The organism is Kitasatospora sp. NPDC093550 (genome assembly GCF_044764985.1).
Taxonomy (GTDB): domain Bacteria; phylum Actinomycetota; class Actinomycetes; order Streptomycetales; family Streptomycetaceae; genus Kitasatospora.
Genome location: NZ_JBIWJF010000007.1, coordinates 211296 through 227949 on the forward strand (window position 1 = coordinate 211296; position 16654 = coordinate 227949).

The 16654-nt window shown below is 74.1% G+C and carries 12 protein-coding genes; 7 read left to right on the plus strand and 5 right to left on the minus strand.

Features of this window, described 5'->3' with window-relative positions; all coding sequences use genetic code 11:
- Positions 1-121: 121 nt before the first annotated feature.
- On the minus strand, positions 122-3136 hold the full coding sequence (locus ACIRD3_RS13770) for a type I polyketide synthase (RefSeq protein WP_402215169.1): 3015 nt from the start codon (positions 3134-3136) through the stop codon (positions 122-124).
- Positions 3133-5103, minus strand: coding sequence for a non-ribosomal peptide synthetase (locus ACIRD3_RS13775; RefSeq protein ID WP_402215171.1), 1971 nt, complete (start codon positions 5101-5103; stop codon positions 3133-3135). The genes ACIRD3_RS13770 and ACIRD3_RS13775 overlap by 4 nt, the downstream gene beginning before the upstream one ends.
- Before the next feature lie 401 nt (positions 5104-5504).
- Between ACIRD3_RS13775 and ACIRD3_RS13780 the strand changes: the two genes are divergently transcribed.
- Positions 5505-6380: a polysaccharide lyase family 7 protein gene (locus tag ACIRD3_RS13780; RefSeq protein ID WP_402215174.1), complete on the plus strand. Its 876-nt coding sequence runs from the start codon at positions 5505-5507 to the stop codon at positions 6378-6380.
- 427 nt (positions 6381-6807) lie between these two features.
- Here the strand turns inward: ACIRD3_RS13780 and ACIRD3_RS13785 are convergent, their stop codons facing one another.
- Together ACIRD3_RS13785 and ACIRD3_RS13790 are read right to left on the minus strand one after the other, a co-directional pair.
- A complete protein-coding gene (locus tag ACIRD3_RS13785) occupies positions 6808-8424 on the minus strand; it encodes an alpha/beta hydrolase (RefSeq protein WP_402215177.1) in 1617 nt (538 codons plus the stop codon).
- 317 nt (positions 8425-8741) lie between these two features.
- The gene (locus tag ACIRD3_RS13790; RefSeq protein WP_402215179.1) at positions 8742-9332 is read right to left on the minus strand and encodes a TetR/AcrR family transcriptional regulator; all 591 of its coding nucleotides are present in this window, start codon (positions 9330-9332) and stop codon (positions 8742-8744) included.
- 124 nt (positions 9333-9456) lie between these two features.
- Between ACIRD3_RS13790 and ACIRD3_RS13795 the strand changes: the two genes are divergently transcribed.
- Together ACIRD3_RS13795 and ACIRD3_RS13800 are read left to right on the plus strand one after the other, a co-directional pair.
- Positions 9457-10557 (plus strand): hypothetical protein, encoded by a 1101-nt coding sequence (locus ACIRD3_RS13795; RefSeq protein WP_402215182.1) that lies wholly within the window; start codon positions 9457-9459, stop codon positions 10555-10557.
- Between the two features lie 85 nt (positions 10558-10642).
- Entirely contained in the window at positions 10643-11002 is a 360-nt protein-coding gene (locus tag ACIRD3_RS13800; protein WP_402215184.1) for a hypothetical protein, read from the plus strand.
- 93 nt (positions 11003-11095) lie between these two features.
- On the opposite strand, the gene ACIRD3_RS13805 is transcribed toward ACIRD3_RS13800, so the two are convergent.
- The gene (locus tag ACIRD3_RS13805) at positions 11096-12592 is read right to left on the minus strand and encodes a S1 RNA-binding domain-containing protein (RefSeq protein WP_402215186.1); all 1497 of its coding nucleotides are present in this window, start codon (positions 12590-12592) and stop codon (positions 11096-11098) included.
- Between the two features lie 289 nt (positions 12593-12881).
- Here ACIRD3_RS13805 and ACIRD3_RS13810 point away from each other — a divergent pair, with 289 nt between their 5' ends.
- The 4 genes from ACIRD3_RS13810 to ACIRD3_RS13825 all read left to right on the plus strand — a co-directional run bounded on the left by ACIRD3_RS13810 (position 12882) and on the right by ACIRD3_RS13825 (position 16290).
- Positions 12882-14093: an FAD-dependent monooxygenase gene (locus ACIRD3_RS13810; protein WP_402215188.1), complete on the plus strand. Its 1212-nt coding sequence runs from the start codon at positions 12882-12884 to the stop codon at positions 14091-14093.
- A gap of 151 nt (positions 14094-14244) precedes the next feature.
- Positions 14245-14772 carry a MarR family winged helix-turn-helix transcriptional regulator gene (locus ACIRD3_RS13815; RefSeq protein ID WP_402215191.1) on the plus strand — a complete coding sequence of 176 codons (528 nt, stop codon included), beginning with the start codon at positions 14245-14247 and terminating at the stop codon, positions 14770-14772.
- A gap of 124 nt (positions 14773-14896) precedes the next feature.
- The gene (locus ACIRD3_RS13820; protein WP_402215193.1) at positions 14897-15415 is read left to right on the plus strand and encodes a hypothetical protein; all 519 of its coding nucleotides are present in this window, start codon (positions 14897-14899) and stop codon (positions 15413-15415) included.
- Entirely contained in the window at positions 15412-16290 is an 879-nt protein-coding gene (locus ACIRD3_RS13825; protein ID WP_402215196.1) for an NmrA family NAD(P)-binding protein, read from the plus strand. Before ACIRD3_RS13820 ends, ACIRD3_RS13825 begins: the two co-directional genes overlap by 4 nt.
- The last annotated feature ends 364 nt before the right edge of the window (positions 16291-16654 follow it).

Sequence of the window (16654 nt, forward strand, 5' to 3'; positions counted from 1 at the left end):
GCCCGCTTAGGTCGACGGATTCGTCGGCGGTTCGTCGACGGTTTCGTCGCCCGGTCCCGCCGGCCGGCGCCGTCGGCGGTGCTGTCGCCCGGCGCCGTCGGCGGCCACGGGGACCGGTGGTTCAGGCCTGTTCGGCGGTCAGCAGCCGGGCCAGGCGGGCGGGGGTGGGTGCGCCGAAGAGCTCCTTGACGGTCACCCGCACCCCGAACTCGGCGCGGACGGCCGAGACGAGTTGCACGGCGATCAGCGAGTCGCCTCCCAGCTCGAAGAAGTGGTCCTGCGGGCCGACCTCCGCCAGTCCGAGGACCCGGGCGAACAGCCGGGCCAGCCGCTCCTCGCGGCTCCCCCCGCCCGGCGCCCGCCGCCCGGCACCGTCGGCGGCCTCGGCGACCTCCGCACCGCCGCCGTCCGCGGCACCGACCGTGACCTCACCCTGGGGGCCGCCCGGAACAGCCGAAGCCCCGCCGGGCAGCGGCGAGTGGCGGTCCCGGCTGAACGGATAGGTCGGCAGCGGCGTCCGCCACGGTTCCCGACTGCCCCGCAAGGCCTCCCAGGAGAGCGGTGCGCCCGCCGCCCACAGCCGCCCGGCGGCCGCCAGCGCCGTCCGCAGGGCGGTCTCGCCGTCGGCCGGGTGCGGCAGGCTCGGGACGGCCGACTGCCCTTCGGCTAGGGCCGGGTGGCGCCGGGCCAGACCGGTGAGCGTCCGTCCGGGGCCGACTTCGAGCAGGATCCGGGTCGGCTCGGCGAGCAGCGTGGTGAGCGTGTCGGAGAAGCGGACGGCCTCGCGCATGTGGGCGGTCCAGTACGCGACCGTCGGCGCCCGGTCGACGGGCACCCAGCCGCCGGTGGTGTCACCGACCCAGGGCAGGGTCGGCGGCCGGAACTCGACCCGGGCCAGCGCCTCGGCGAACTCCGCAAGGATCGGCTCGACCACCGCGCAGTGGCCGGCGGCCGCGATGTGCAGCAGCCGGGCGTCCACGCCGTCGGCGCCGAGCCGTTCCTGCAGTCGTCCGACGGCCGGTGCCGGCCCGGACAGCACGCACTGCTCCGGCCCGTTGACGGCCGCCAACTCGACTGCGAGGTCAGGGAGTTCGGAGAGAATCCGGTCGACCGCCGACTCGGCGAGCGGCACCGCCAGCATCGCCCCGGCGGGCAGGGTGCCCAGCAGTCGGCCCCGCTCGGCGACGAGCAGCAGGGCCTCCGGCAGCGTCATGACGCCGGCCACACAGGCGGCCACGAACGCGCCGAGGCTGTGCCCGGCGACGGCCGTCGGACGGATCCCCCAGTGCTGCCACAGCTCGGCGAGCGCGTACTCCACGACGAAGACGGCGGGTTGGGCGATCCCCATGTCCCGCAGGGCCTCCCGGGCGGCGGCCGTCTGCTGTTCCCCCACCGGGTGGAGCACGTCCCGCAGGTCCCGTCCGAGCACTCCGGCGAGCAGCGCGCAGCACTCGTCCACCCGGGCCCGGAAGACCGGCTCCTGTTCGTACAGCTCCCGACCCATGCCGATGTGCTGTCCGCCCTGGCCGGGGAAGACGAAGGCCACCTGTGGGTCGCCCGCGGGCCGGCCCGCCGGGCCGGTGGGGTCGAGCAGCTGCTCGACGGCCTCGCGGTGGTCGCCCGCGACGGCGAAGCGGCGGTGCTCGAAGGCGCGGCGGCCGGTCTGCAGCGTCCAGGCCGCGTCGGCCAGCGGCCGTTCGCCGCTGTGCTGCAGGTGCTCGGCGAGCCGGGCGGCGGAGGCGGCCAGCGCGGGGGCCGTCCGGGCGGAGAGCACCAGCAGCTCCGGTCGCGGCGCCTGCTGCGCACGGGCCCGGGTCGGCGGCTGTTCGACCACCACGTGGGCGTTGGTGCCGCCGATGCCGAAGGAGCTGACCCCGGCCCGACGCGGGTGGCCGGTCGGCCGCCAGTCGTACAGCTCGGCGTTGACCACGAACGGGCTTTCGGCGAACGGGATTTCGGGGTTGGGCTCGGTCCAGTGCAGGCTCGCCGGGATGAGCCCGTGCTCGACGGTGAGGACGGCCTTGATGAAGCCCGCCACTCCGGCAGCGGCGTCGGTGTGCCCGATGTTGGTCTTGACCGAGCCGATCCGGCAGAAGCCGCGCCGGTCGGTGCCGTGGCGGAACGCGGCGGTGAGGGCGCCGAGTTCGATCGGGTCGCCGAGCGGGGTGGCGGTGCCGTGCGCCTCGACGTAGCCGATGGTCGCGGGGTCGACCTCGGCCACCAGGTGCGCGGCGCGGATCACCTCGGACTGCCCGGTGACCCCGGGGGCGGTGAAGCCGACCTTGTCCGGGCCGTCGTTGTTGACGGCGGTGCCGCGGACCACGGCGTGGATGTGGTCGCCGTCCGCCAGGGCCTCGGCGAGCCGCTTGAGCACGACGATGCCGACACCGTTGGCGCCGACCGTGCCGCGCGCCCGGGCGTCGAAGGCCCGGCAGTGGCCGTCCGGCGAGATGACCCCGCCCTCGGCGTACTCCCCGAAGCGCAGCGGCACGTTCACCGAGGCCCCGCCCGCCAGCGCCAGGTCGCACTCCCCCGCCAGCAGGGCCTGCGCGGCGACGTGGATCGCGACCAGCGAGGTGGAGCAGGCCGTCTGCACGGTGATCGCGGGCCCGGTGAGGCCGAGCTTGTGGGCGACGCGGGAGGTCAGGAAGTCGATGCCGGTGGCCAGCCGCAGCTGCCACTCGCTGACCGGCCCGAGGCTCGCCCGGTGCGCCAGCAGGGTGTCGAGGTAGGAGGTCTGGCTGCTGCCCGCGTAGACGCCGATCGCGCCCTCGCACGCCTTGGCGTCGTAGCCCGCCGCTTCCAGGGCCTCCCAGGCACACTGCAGGAAGAGCCGCTGCTGGGGGTCGAGGATCAGTGCCTCGCGGGGCGGGTAGCCGAAGAAGGCGGCGTCGAACTCCTCGGCCCCGTCGAGGAGTCCGAGGGCGGGCGTGTACTCGGGGGTGTCCGGCGCGGCACCGGGGAAACGGGTGATCGACTCCTGCCCCTTGAGCAGGTTGGTCCAGTACTCCGCCACGGTCCGCGCCCCGGGGAAGCGCCCGGCCATGCCGACCACGGCCAGGTACGGACCGTCCGGGTCGGGTTGCTCGACGGCGTCCGGCGCGTGCCCGGCGTCCACGGCTGCGGGCGCGGTCATCGGGCACCTCCGGCGGTCTGCCGGGCCGCGCGGCGCTGCTGGAGCCGGGTGCCGGCGGCCCGCCGGGCATCGGCCCGCTCACCGGAGCCCGACCCCGAGCCGGCGCCCGGGCCTCCGCCCGGGCCTGCGCCGGGGACGTCCCCCGATCCGTCGCCCGCCTCCCGCCCCGTCAGGTGCGCGGCGAGCGTACGGACCGTCGGGTGCGCGAACAGCTCGACGCCGTTGACCGGTCGGCCCAGCTCGGCGGAGAGCTTGCGCTGCACCTGGACGAGCAGCAGCGAATGCCCGCCGATCTCGAAGAAGCTGTCGTCCAGGCCGACCCGGTCGGTCTTCAGCACCTCGCACCAGATCGCCGCGATCCGCCCCTCCAGCCCGGCCGCCGGCGCGCCGACGGCCGGAGGAGCGGAGGTGTCCGCCGGCGCCGGAACGGGCAGGGCCCGCTGGTCGATCTTGCCGTTGGCGGTCAGCGGCAGCTCGTCCAGCAGCACGTAGGAGGCGGGCACCATGGCCGGGAGCAGCCGGGCGGCGAGGTGCCCGCGCAGTTCGGCGACGGTGGCGGGCTGCGACCCGAGCGCGGCGTAGGCCACCAGCCGGGTGTCGCCGCCGTCGTCGCGGACGGCCCGTACGTGCGCCTGGCGGACGGCCGGGTGGGTCAGCAGGGCGGCGCTGACCTCGGTCGGCTCCACCCGCTGGCCGCGGATCTTCACCTGGTCGTCGCTGCGGCCCAGGAAGAGCAGTTCGCCGTCGGCCCCGAACCGGGCGAGGTCGCCGGTGCGGTAGAGCCGGGCGCCGGGGCGGCCGCCGAATGGGTCGGGCACGAAGCGCTCGGCGGTCTGCTCGGGCCGGCCGAGGTAGCCGCGGGCCAGCAGGGCGCCGCCGAGGTAGAGCTCTCCGGGCTCACCGGCCGGAACGGGGGCGAGGTCGGCGTCCAGCAGGTGCGCCTCGACGCCGGGCAGCGGGCGGCCGATCGGCAGGGTGTCCGTCCCGGGCAGCGGACGGTCGGCGAGGTGGTGCAGGGTGGCGGTGATCGTGGTCTCGGTCAGGCCGTACGCATTGACCACGGGCACGGTGCCGTGCCGGCGCCAGGCGGCGAGCGTGTGGGTGTACGCGGTGTCACTGCCGACCACCAGCAGGCGCAGCGCGGCGGGCAGCGGACGCGGCTGGGCGTCCAGGTCCCGGGCCCACTGGTCCCAATACGGGGTGGGCAGGTTGGCGAGGGTGACGGCCTGCTCGCGCAGGAACTCCTCCAGTTCGACCGGCGGCGGCACCGGGGCGGGTGCGACGGCGACGCCCGCGCCGGTGACCAGGGCGGGGTACAGCTCCTCGCCGAGCACGTCGAAGCCGGGGTTGGCGAACTGCAGCACCCGGTCGGCCGGGGTGAGTCCGAAGGCGTCGCGGATCGCCCGCGCGTGGTGCGCCAGCGAGCCGTGCGTGACGGCCACCGGCTTGGGGCGGCCGGTGGAGCCGGAGGTGAAGATCACATAGGCGAGGTCCCCGAGGGCGGGGGCCTGCGGCCGGTCCTGGTCCGGGCGGGCGGCGAGCTCCGGCGCCGCCGGGTCGACGGTCTCGACGCCGTCCTCGGTGCCGGTGCCGATCAGCAGCCGGGCGCCGGCGGCCGCCAGCAGCTCCGCACGCCGCTGGGCCGGCAGGGCCGGGTCGAGCGGCAGGTAGCCGGCCCCCGACTTGAGCACCGCGAGCACGGCGGTGACGAGTGCGCGGCCGCGCGGCAGGCTGATCGCCACGACGGCCTCGGCGGCCGCGCCGCGCTCGACCAGCAGGTCGGCCAGCCGGTTGGCGTCGGCGTTGAGCCGGGCGTAGGTCACCGCGCCCGCCGCGTCGCTGACCGCGACGCCGTCGGGGTTGGCCCGCACCCGCTGTTCGAACAGCCGCGACACGCACTCGCCGGTGCCCGGCTGCTCCGTGCCCGGAGCAGCGACCGTTCGGCTGTCCATCGGTTCGGCTTCCATCCGCCCCTCCTCGGTCCCGCGGTCCGGCGTCCGAACCGCTGTCGCACCGAGCCTGGGTGAACGCGCCAACGCCGCGCCATCGATCGGGGCCTCCGGTCGATGGCGCGGCGTTGGCCGGCCGTTCCGCAGGTCAGCGACGTCGAGGAGAGCGTCGACGCTGGCGGCGGTCCGCTCGGAAGGCGGAGTCGGCGAACCACGGCGCCAGCAGCTGCCCGTCGCCGGCCACGGCGACCCCGGCCGCCGAGCGGTCGGGGCGTCGACGCGGTGGACGAGGGTTTCGAAGAGCATCCGGCGCACCCGGAACCGGGCGTGCTGGTCGGCGCCCAACGTCGGACGGCGCCTCCCCTCGGGTTATGGTTCCGGCTGGCCTGGTCTCAACGAGTACTCAGACGAGGATCCCCATGGCGGAGAGCCGAAGCACCGCGACCCGCGCGCTGGCGATGGCCGGCGCCCTGCTGCTGAGCGGCTGTGTCTCCTCCGGCGGTCACCAGCACAAAGCCTCCGCCGCCTCCGCGCCCGCGGCGCCGGGCGTCTGCGTGACGGCGGTACCCACGACGGTGCCCACGGCGGCGGTCACGCCGGTGGACCTGAGCGCCTGGACGCTGGTGCTGCCCACCGCCAAGCCCGGAGACCCGTCCGTGGCCGAGCAGCTCACCCCGGCCCGGCTCACCGACCCGTACCTCACCCGGGGGCCGGGCGGCGGACTGGACTTCTGGGCCCCCGCGGGCGGCGCCACCACCGCCCACTCGCTGCACTCCCGCACGGAGCTGTCCGCGCCCCGGAGGTTCGCCCCGGGCACCGCCTGCCACCACCTGACCGAGAGCCTGGCGATCACCCAACTGCCGGACGTCTCGCACAAGATCACCGTCGGCCAGCTGCACGGAGCAGGAGCCGACGAGGCCGCGCCCTTCGTCATGCTGGCCGTCCAGGGCGACGGCGTCGACGTGACTCTCGAGACCGTGCCCAAACCGCAGGGCTCGGTCGGGTCGATCCCGGCGGGCGAGAAGAACCTCAAGTACCACCTGCTCAGCGGGGTACGGCTGGGGGCGACGTTCGGCTACACCATCGCCGACAACGGCAACGGCTCGCTGACCTTCGCCGGCGACTGCGCCGGCGCTCCCGGCTGCCAGGCCGCCCCGCCGGTCACCGCCCCCGTCCCGCCCGCCTGGACCGGGCACAGCGTGCACTTCATGGCGGGCGACTACGAGCAGGACGACGCCGCGACCTCGCACACCGGCGGCGGCCGGCTCACCTGCTACGCGCTCAGCTCCGACTGACGGTCCATCAGGGAGCAGTGCCGGGGGCGACGATCCTCATCGCCGCCGGACTCCTCCGAGGGGATCGGAAGGACGGCGTCGCCCGGCGCGAACGAGCGGTACGCCGTATTCGGCAGCCGTTCACGGTACCGTCACCCGCCTCGCCTCGAACCGCATTGTCAGTGGCCCCGGCCAGGGTCGCCGACGACGCGACGGAATCCGCTTCCACAGAGGTTCGATGGCGATCTTCTTCCGCATTTCCGGGGCGCTCGGGAGCATCGGGAACATCGGCCGGAAAACACGGCTGTGGTGGCCGGCAGCACCGCCGACCACCACAGCCGTCGTCCCGGGCGTCAGCCGCCCGGAGGCCGGACGGTCGGACCGTCCGGATCACGCGCACCGCTCGGACCACTCCGAGCGCTCAGAGCACTCAGAGCACTCAGAGCACTCAGACCGCCGGGAAGATCTCCGCGTCCGGCTTCAGCAGCTGGCCCGGCTTCGGCGCGGTGCCGTCCACCAGGTAGCGGGTGACCAGCGCGTTCAGCGCCGAGCTGCGGCCAACGGCGCAGTGCTCGATCGAGTCGACGCTGACCAGCACGGCGTTGCCCAGCTCCTGCTGCATCCGCTGGGCGAACTTGTACTGGGTCGCCGGGTCGTAGAGGTTGCCGATGACCATCACGGTGTTGGAGGTCTTCTTGTTCCACGGGCCGGTGAAGCGCTCGGCGTCCCGGGCCGGGGCCGGCCAGCTGGCGCAGGCGGGCGCGTCGAAGGCCTGGTAGCGACCGAAGGTCGGCGACTCCTGCTCCCAGGTCTTGGCGACGTTCGCGAACACCCGGTCGTTCGACGGGTACGGCTTGTCCTGGCAGTTGACGCCCATGTAGGAGTCGTCGGCGGTGTACTCGGAGTCCGCCGGGGCCTCCCGCAGCGCCCGCGGGACGTCCACCGAGAGGAGGTTGGCGTCCTCCTCCGCGACGTTCGCCTTCGGGGCCAGCAGGTTGGCGGCGGCCGGCTTCTGCAGCACCTGGTAGGTGGCCTGCAGCGACTTGGCCAGCGGGGCCAGCTTGGCCTGCGAGTACAGCGCGCTGGCGACCTCGCTGGTGAAGCTGCTCAGCGTCACCTGCTTGCCGTTCGGCAGCGTGATCGGGCTGGTCCGCAGGTGGTCGCGGAGCGCGTCGAACTTGGCCCGGGTGTCGCCCTCGCCGAAGGCGCAGCGCGGGGCGCCGGCGGTCTGGCAGCGCTTCAGGAACTCGTCCAGGGCCAGCTCGAAGCCGCCCGCGCGCTGGCGGTCGTACTCCAGGCCGTTGTGCAGGCGCAGGTTCGGGTCGACGTTGCCGTCGATGATGATCGCCCGGACCTTGTTCGGGTACATGTTGGCGTACGTCGAACCGATCAGGGTGCCGTAGGAGAAGCCGGCGAAGGTGAGCTGGGAGTCACCGACGGCGCGGCGCATCCGGTCCAGGTCGCGCACCACGTTGATGGTCGACATGTGCTCGATCAGCGGGCCGGCGTTCTTGCTGCAGGCGTCGGTGTAGTCCTCGTCCGCGTCCAGCGTCTCGTTGATCTCGGCCTTGGTGACCGGCACGCCGACCATGCGGTTGTTGACCGCGTCGGCCTCTTCCTGGGTCTTGAAGCACTTGAGCGGGTTGCTCCGGGCCACGCCGCGGGGGTCGAAGCCGACCAGGTCGAACTTGGACTGCACCTCGGGGCCGAAACGGCTGGTCGTCGCCCACAGGTAGCCGCTGCCGCCCGGGCCGCCGGGGTTGAGGAAGAGCGAACCGATCCGCTTGGACGGGTCGCTCGCCCGCCGCCGCATCATGGCGATGCCGATCTTCTCGCCCGACGGGTTGTCGTAGTCCAGCGGCACGGGGTAGACGGCGCAGTCGTAGATCCCCGGGTCCGGCTTGCTCGGGTCGGGGTTGCACGGCTTCCAGCCGACGGGGTCGACCTTCGCCTCGGCCAGGCTCGGGGCCTGGTCGATCGGCGCCGCCGACGCGGCTACGGCACTACCGGTGACAAGGGCAAGGGCACAGGTGACCGCTCCGGCCAACGTGGATATGCGGGACAAGGAACCTCCTCCGTACTGAAAAGGGCTGCCCCAGACTGTCAGCCGGAGATCTCCGTGTGAAGACCCGTGGGCGGCGGAAAATCATCCGCGCCCCCTCCCGGATTCCGCGGAATATTCTGTGAATAAACCAACTTGACGGTTGTTTGACCTGATGGCACGTCACATCGGGACGTTCCTCGGCTCTGCTATTCCGCGATCGGCTGCGACAGGTGGTCCTCGGAGCGCACCCGGTGGACGGCGTTCAGGCTCGGCGGGCCGGCCAGGTCACCGCCGGCCGGCGAGTGACCACCGGCCCGTGGCCGCCGGCCCAAGACCGCTCAGCCGCCCCCCGCCCCGCGCAGGGCGGCCGCCACCAGCCCGTGGATCTCGTCGGCCCCGGGCTCTCCCCCGCCCACCAGACGGTCGAAGACCAGACCGTCGATGCAGGCCAGCAGCGTGCCGGTCCGCCCGTCCGGATCCGGTACGCCCCGCTCGACGAGGAAGGCCCGGACGGCGGCCCGCCCCGCGTTCTCCCGCGGGACGAGGATCTCCCGCAGCTCGGGATCCCGCACGCTCTCGACCGCACACGCGTACCGGGCGAGCGAGCGCCGCCGCCCCTCACCGGTCAGCCGGTGCCGCGTCAACGCGAGGATCCCGTCCACCAGTTCCTCCACCGAGCGCACCGGAATCCGCTCCCCCATGGCCTGCAGCTCCCCCTGGTCCAACTCCACGAGCCGCCGCACCAGCGCGGTCAGCAGCGCCTGCCGGGTCCGCAGATAGGCCGAGGTGGTCCCGGTCGGCAGTCCGGCCGCCGCGTCCACCGCCCGGTGGGTCAGCCCGCGCACCCCGAGGTCCGCCAACACCCCGATCGCCGCGTCCGCCAGCACCGTCCGCCGGTCCGGTCGTCCCTGCTCCTCGTCTCGCCGCATCCCCCCTTTCTACCGGCACCGCCCGCCCCACCGCCCACCGGCGGGGACACCCGGCAGGCCGGCGGGCAGCCCTGGGCAGCCGGGCCGGGACACGTTGTCGGCCCGGCGCGAGAGGATTCCGGGTATGACGATCACACCCCGACTGGTGGCCACGTATCCGATCCCGGACCGGGACGGAGCCCTGACGTACCTCGACGCCACCGAGCCGGTTCCCCGGCTGGTGGTCCGGAGCACGGAGTCGCTGCGCCTCTACGAGCTGGGGGAACGGGCGGAGCTGATAGCCGAGTTCGCCGCCCCGTCGCCCAACCGGTGGTCGCGCCACTGGGTCGCTCCCGACCTCTCGTTCGCCGTCTTCGGCGCCGAGACGGAGTACGTCGCGGTCGCGCCGGACGGCACCAGGTTGTGGACACAGCCGTACGGCACCTGGGAGGTGAGTCGTTGGGGCTCCCTCGACTTCTCCGTGACCGGCGGCGCGTCCCGTCCCGCCGCCGGCGACTCCGGGGCGGGCGGTGCCGATCAGGAACTCCGGATCTGGTTGCGGCTGCCCTCCGGGCTGCCGGACAGCACCCTGATCGTCACCCTGGACGCCGAGGGCACCGTGCTGGCGCGGAGCATGCTCCCGTGCGGTGGCTACGAGCAGTCCGTCAGCCTGCTCTGGGACGAGAACGACGAGGTCGCCGGGGTGACCGTGTCCGGCGAGCGGGGGGCATCCACGTACTACGACGCGCGGTGGGAGTCCGGCGGCATCGTCCTGGGCGAGCGTTTGCCGCAGGACCCGGGCAGCCTGCTCCTGAGCGGGCGCGACTACCTGGGCACGGACTCACGGAACTCCCGCTGCATGACCGTCGACCGCAGGAGACGGGACGTCAGCTGGCACAGCCTCCCCACGTACGAGGTCACCGCCTCACTCCGTCTGGGCGACTTCCCGGCCCCCGGCACCGGCGACTGCTCGGTGCACAACGACCCGCAGCTCTCCACGATGAGCGGCTTCGTGGACGACGACACGGCGATCGTGACGCTCTACAACCCGTACGACGAGGCCGCGGTGTACATGTTCGGAAGGGACCGCTGGAGGGAGAACAGCCACTGGCTCGCCGACCCCGCCACCGGCGCCCTGCACGGCCGCATCGAGTACCCGATGGCCGAGGTCGACAACGTGATGCCGGTCGGCGACGGCACCTGGATCACCGAGGAATGGAACGCCGTCTACCGCTGGCGGCGCTGATCCCGTCGGCGCCGCGCTCGTCGCGGCGCACGCGGAATAGCCTGAGGGCGCAGACGTGTCGGGCCGAGGGGGCAAGGGGAGCGACGTGGGGGTCAAGGATCCGACCGGGAGCGACGATACGGGCGACGCGCTGCCCACGACCTGTCCGCAGTGCGCGCGGGACCTGGTGCAGGAGTTCACCCGCGCCGGGGCGTACGGCGGCACCCACGAGTGGTGGACGTGCCCCGGCTGCGGGTTCCTGGGGCGTCCCGATCTCAAGGGCCGTCCGGTCCTGCACCCGTTCCGGTACGTGACCGGCGAGGAAGCGGACTGCGTCTTCTGCGGCTGGGAGGACTGCAACCGGGCGAGCGAGCCCTTCGCCTGGGACGGCCGGCAGTGCGAATGGATCGTCTGCGCGACCTGCGGACGGGAGAACGTCCGCCGGATCGGGCGCGATCGCGCCTAGGGCGCCGGTCTTTCAGCGGAGGCCCAGGTGGGCCGGATCACGGAGCAGTGGTACCCGAGGTGGCGGGCGCCGCGCGGGCTCCCGCCCCGGGCGTCAGGCGTGGCGGGTGGCCCGGGTGTGCGACAGGGTGATCCGGCGGTGGGTGGGGTCGACGGCGATGATCTCCACGGCGAGGCGGTCGCCGACCCGGACGGCGTCCTCGGGGCGGTCGACGGGCGGCTCGGCGAGGTCGGTGGTGTGCACCAGCCCTTCGAAGCCGTCCTTCCGGTCCTCGATGCGGACGAAGGCGCCGAACGGCACCAGCCGGGTGACCTCCCCGGTGACGATCCGGCCGACCTGCCGGGCGATCCGCGGCATCGGGTCCTCCTGCAGGGCCTTGAGCGAGAGCGGTACGCGTTCCCGCACCAGGTCGACGTCGAGGACCTTCGCGGTGACCTGCCGGCCGACCTCGACGACCTCGCCGGGGTGGCCGAAGGGGCGCCAGGACAGTTCGGGGATGTTGATCATCGCGGTGAAGCCGCCGATGTCGACGAAGGTGACCCCGAAGGAGGCGATCCGGGTGACGGTGCCGGTCACCGTCTGACCGCGGCGCAGCGTCCGCAGGAAGGCCCAGGCCCGGTCGCTGGGGGTCGGTTCGGTCCGCCACCGGGCGCGGACGGCGCCGTCGGCGTCGGGCAGCACGGCCGTGAACAGCGGGGTGCGCTCGTCCACGTACGCCGGGAGCACCGCGGCGGCCCGGGCACCGGCGAGCCGGGCGGCCGCCGCCGGGAACTGCTCCTCGTCGGCGACCACGCTGGTGATCCGGCCGTCCCGGTCCTCCCAGACGAACTCGACCAGGCCCTCGTCCGGGAGGCCGGCGAGGACGGCGCCGACGTCGGTGGAGAGGTCCGGCCAGACGGCCAGCCGGGCCCGAGGGGTCAGCCGCGCACGCACCGCGTCGAGGGAACCCTCGCCGAGCCGGTGCCAGCGCGAGGCGTTGTCGAGGTGCATCTCCTCCAGGAGCGCCGCCTCGCCCGTCGCCACGCACGAGCGCAGCCGGGCCCAGAAGACGTCGTCGGCGGGGCGCTGCACACCCGGCTCGTCCGGTTCCACGTCGTACGGGGACGCCTCCACCGGCTCGGGGAAGAGCCCCAGGTCGCGGGTGCGCTCCACCGCCGCCTCGCAGGGCACGGCGCTGCCCACGTAGACGTACTGGTCCCAGCCGACGTGCACCGCGAAGGTGTCCTCGACCTCCAGCCGGCACCAGGCGCCGTTGTCGCGGAGCATCGCGCGCACGAGTTCCAGGCCGAGCGGCACCGGTACGAGTGCGCCGTCGTGGAAGCCGGTCAGGTCGGGCGGGAAGAGTCCCGCGAGGCCTCCGCCCTCGACCGCCGGCTCCAGGCCGAAGTGCGCGAGGCCGGGCGCGGCCTGGGGTTCGCGGACGGCCAGCTGCCGCACACCGGTGTCCTCGGCGAAGGCGGCGACCGCCTCCAGGTAGGCGGCCTCGACCGGCCCGTGGTCGCTGACCGGCTCCTCCGACCCGGTGTAGGAGCCCCGCTCGTCGCGGTCCGCGGGGTCGTACTTGGTGACCCGCCACACGTAGGGCAGCACGCGTCACGCCTCCGCAGCCGCTACGACGGGAGCCGTGGCCCGGGTGCGCACCAGGGCGTTCGCGCCCGGGCGCGAGGGGAACGTCCGGCGCCGACGATGAAGGTTCATCGGGCCATCCTGCCGGAAGCGGCCGGTCCGGCGCTCCCCTGTTTCCCGCGGCCCGCCGCCCACCACCCTGAGCCGACCACCCTGAGCCCGCAGCCCTGAGCCCACCGCCCCCTGAGTGCCCGTAGTACGCTCCTTCTACATCTGTAGAAGACAGCGCGCGGCGACACGGGAGGGACCGGGCATGAACGGCAACAGCGCGGTGGTGGTCGGGGGCGGGATCGGTGGACTGGCGGCCGGGATCGGGCTCCGGCTGGCGGGGTGGGAGGTGACGGTGGTCGAGCGGGCGGCCGTGCTGGACGACGCCGGGGCCGGGATCTCGCTGGCCGCCAACGGGATGCGGGCACTCGCCGCCCTGGGCGTCGGCGAGGCGGTCGAGGCCGCCTCGCGCCGCCAGTACAGCGGCGGCACCCGCACACCGGACGGCCGCCGGCTCGCGGTGATGGACGGGCAGGCGCTGGAGCGGGAGCTGGGCGCGCCGATCGTGGGGATCCCGCGCGCGGCGCTGCACCGGATCCTGCGCGAGGCGCTGCCGGCCGACTCCCTGCTGATCGGCGCCGAGGTGACCGAAGTGACTGAAGTGACCGACGTGAAGGAAGCGCCCGACGTGGACACCACACATCCCGCCCGGGTGCGGGTGAGCGCCGGCGGCACCACCCTGGACGCCGACCTCGTCGTCGCGGCCGACGGGATCAACAGCCGCCTCCGCCGCCGGCTCTTCCCCGCCCACCCGGGGCCGACCTACAGCGGTTCGACGGTGCTGCGGGCGATCACGGGGCGCCCGGTCGACGGCCTGACGGCGGACTTCGAGATCACCTGGGGTCACGGCGCCGAGTTCGGCCACATCGCCTTTCCGGACGGGACGGCCGAGTGGCACGCCGTCCTCAACTCCCCGCCCGGGGTCCGCTACCGCGACCCGCTGGCGGAGGTCCGCCGCCGCTTCGCGCACTGGCACCAGCCGATCCCGGCGCTGCTCGCGGCGACCCGCCCGGAGGCCGTGCTGCACCACGACGTGAACGAGCTGGCCACCCCGCTGCCCTCCTTCGTCGCGGGCCGGATCGCGCTGCTCGGCGACGCCGCGCACGCCATGACGCCCCACCTCGGCCAGGGCGCCTGCCAGGCCCTGGAGGACGCGGTGACCCTGGCGGCGGCGCTCGCCGAGGGCCCGACCGTCGCGGGGGCCCTCGCCCGCTACGACGCGCTCCGCCGTCCACGCAGCCAGACCGTCGCCCGCGACGCCCGCCGGGCCGGCCGGATGGGCCAGCGGCTCGCCAATCCACTGGCGGTCGGCCTGCGCAACGCCGCGATCCGGCTGACCCCGCCCGGAGTGATGGTCCGCACCGTCCTGAAGCACGCCGACTGGACGCCGCCCCGGATCGCACCCCGCGCCACCTAGGACCCGCCTGAGATCCCGCCGAAGACCCGCCCAGGACCCACTCGCCTGCGGACCCGCCCGGGCGCCACCGGAACACTCCCACTCCCCGAGAAGCGCCGGCCGCACCGGCCGCACTTGACGAGGGATCTGATTAGGCGCCATATTACTTCTCGTGACCCAGCACTCCGAGCCCGACCCCGGCGCACCCACGCTCGACCAGGCCCGCCGCCAGATCGCCCGCTACGGCCTCGCGGCCCAGGCCGATCCGCAGGCGGTCCTGGTCGCGGCGCGGCTGATGGCGGCGGGGGCGAGGATCGGCCAGGCCGGCGAGGTGCACTTCGGCCGCTTCGGGCTCTCCACCGGCCGCTACCGCCTGCTGTCCGACCTGGAGGACCACGGCGGCGAGAAGTCGCCGTCCCAGCTCGCGGCGAGCCTCGGCGTCTCCCGGGCGACGGTGACCGGACTGGTCGACGGCCTGGAGCGGCAGGGCCTGGTGGCACGCCGCCCGTCCACCGAGGACGGGCGCGGCAACGTGGTGATCCTCACCGCGCGCGGCGCCGAGAAGCTGCGCGACCTGGCCCCGGAGCACTTCGCCCGGATGCAGGCGCTGGTCGGCGGACTCTCCGTCGAGGAGCGCGCGACCTTCCTCGACCTGCTGGCCAGGGTGGTCGCGGGCATCGACGCGCTGACCGCCGACTGACCACGGACCGACCTCGACCCCGGGCGGGCCGCCGAACGGCCCGCCCTTCCCTCAGGCCCAATAGTTAGGTGCCTAAGCACTAATACTTAGGCACCTAATCAAGCACCGACGAGAGGACAATCCCATGAGCAAGAAAGCCCCCGGCGCTCCCCCGCGCTTCGTCCTGTGGCGCGAGGTCCTGGTCGCCTACCTGATGCCCGCCGTGACGGCCGGCCTCGGCGGTGCCGCCACCGGGCAGCGGCAGCTGGTGATCGCCGCGCTCACCACCATCGGCGGCACCTCCGCCCTGGTGGCCGCCGCACTCGGCTCCGTCCTGCGCCGCCGACCGGTCCGCAGCAGGCCGCCCCGGACCCCGCGCGTCCTCGCGGCCGCCACGCTCGGGCTGCTCGCCGCCGGGTGCGGCCTCGCCGTCGGCCTGGGCGCCGCGCACTGGCTCCCGCACGTCCCCGGCCTCGCCGGCCGTGCCTGGCCGGACCGGCTGCCGATCGACCTTCCGGCCTCCTCCGCCATCGCCGCCACCATCACCACCTGGCGCTGGCGGGGCAGTCGCCGCACCCCAGCGCCGCAGCACCGCCCCGACAGCCACACCCACACCCACACCACCACCCCCACCGCACCCCAGCCCGAAAGGCAGACATCGTGATCGTCATCATGGGCGCCGCCGGCGCCACCGGCGGCGCCACCCTGCGCAGCCTCGCCGCCCTCGGCACCCCGAGCCGCGCGCTCAGCCGCGACCCGGCCCGCCTGGCCGCCCGGCTCGCCGCCGACCCGGACGGGCCGACCCTCGCGCGGGCCGAGCCGTTCGCGGCCGACGCCGCCGACCCGGACTCGCTCCGCGCGGCCTTCCGCGGCGCGCGGCAGCTCTTCCTCACCATGGCCAACGGCCCGGACCAGGTGCGGCACGAGCTGAACGCCGTCGACGCGGCGCTCGACTGCGGAGTGGAGCACATCGTGAAGGTGTCCGCACCCGCCGCCGAGCCGGACTCCCCCGTCGCCGTCTCCCGCGGCCACCACCTGATCGAGGAGCGCCTGCGCCGCTCCGGCGTCACCACCACCGTCCTGCGGCCGTACGCGTTCATGCAGAAGCTGCTGCTCCTGGCGCCCGGCATCGCGGCCGCCGGGGTGGTGCACGGCGCGCTGGGCCGGGCGCGGTGCAACTACGTGGACGTCCGGGACATCGGCGATCTCGCCGCCGACGTGCTCACCCGCCCGGAGCTGGCCGGCGGCAGCTATCCGCTGACCGGCGGGCGGGCCTACAGCCACCCGGAGCTCACCGCACTGCTCGGCGAGCTGCTCGGCCGCCCGGTCCGCTACCTCGACCTCCCACCGGCCGAGCTGCGGGCCCACCTGGTCCAGCGGTCGGGGATGCCGGACTGGCTCGCCGCCCACGTCGTGGAGATCCAGCAGCTCGCCGTGGCCCGCCGGGAGGTGCCCGACGGCGCGTTCACGCAGGCCACCGGGCGCAGTCCGCGCACCCTGGAGGCCTTCCTCCAGGAGCACCTGCACCTCTTCCGCTGACCACCCCGCCACCGTGGCGGGCCCGGACCCGAGGAGCCACCGGGACGCCGGGCCCGCCACCCGAAGGGAGCAGCGATCGCTGTGGCATGGATCACGATGGAAAATCAGATCTGACGATCCGTCAATTTGCCTGACCGTCCGTCACATCAATGTTTTGAAGCCTCAGTTATTGACTGATGGTCCATCAGATTCAGTGAAAATCGGCCGAGTTGGGTCGATCGACACCCCGGCGTCTCCGGAAATACGGAGCTACCATCGGTCGGGTTGTCCGCTCCGACCCCGGAGTGGGGTCACCCGGTTACGGCGAGTGGTCCCCACCGCCCCCAAGGGTCGGGCATCGATCCTTGGGAACGGGGCGAGTGAC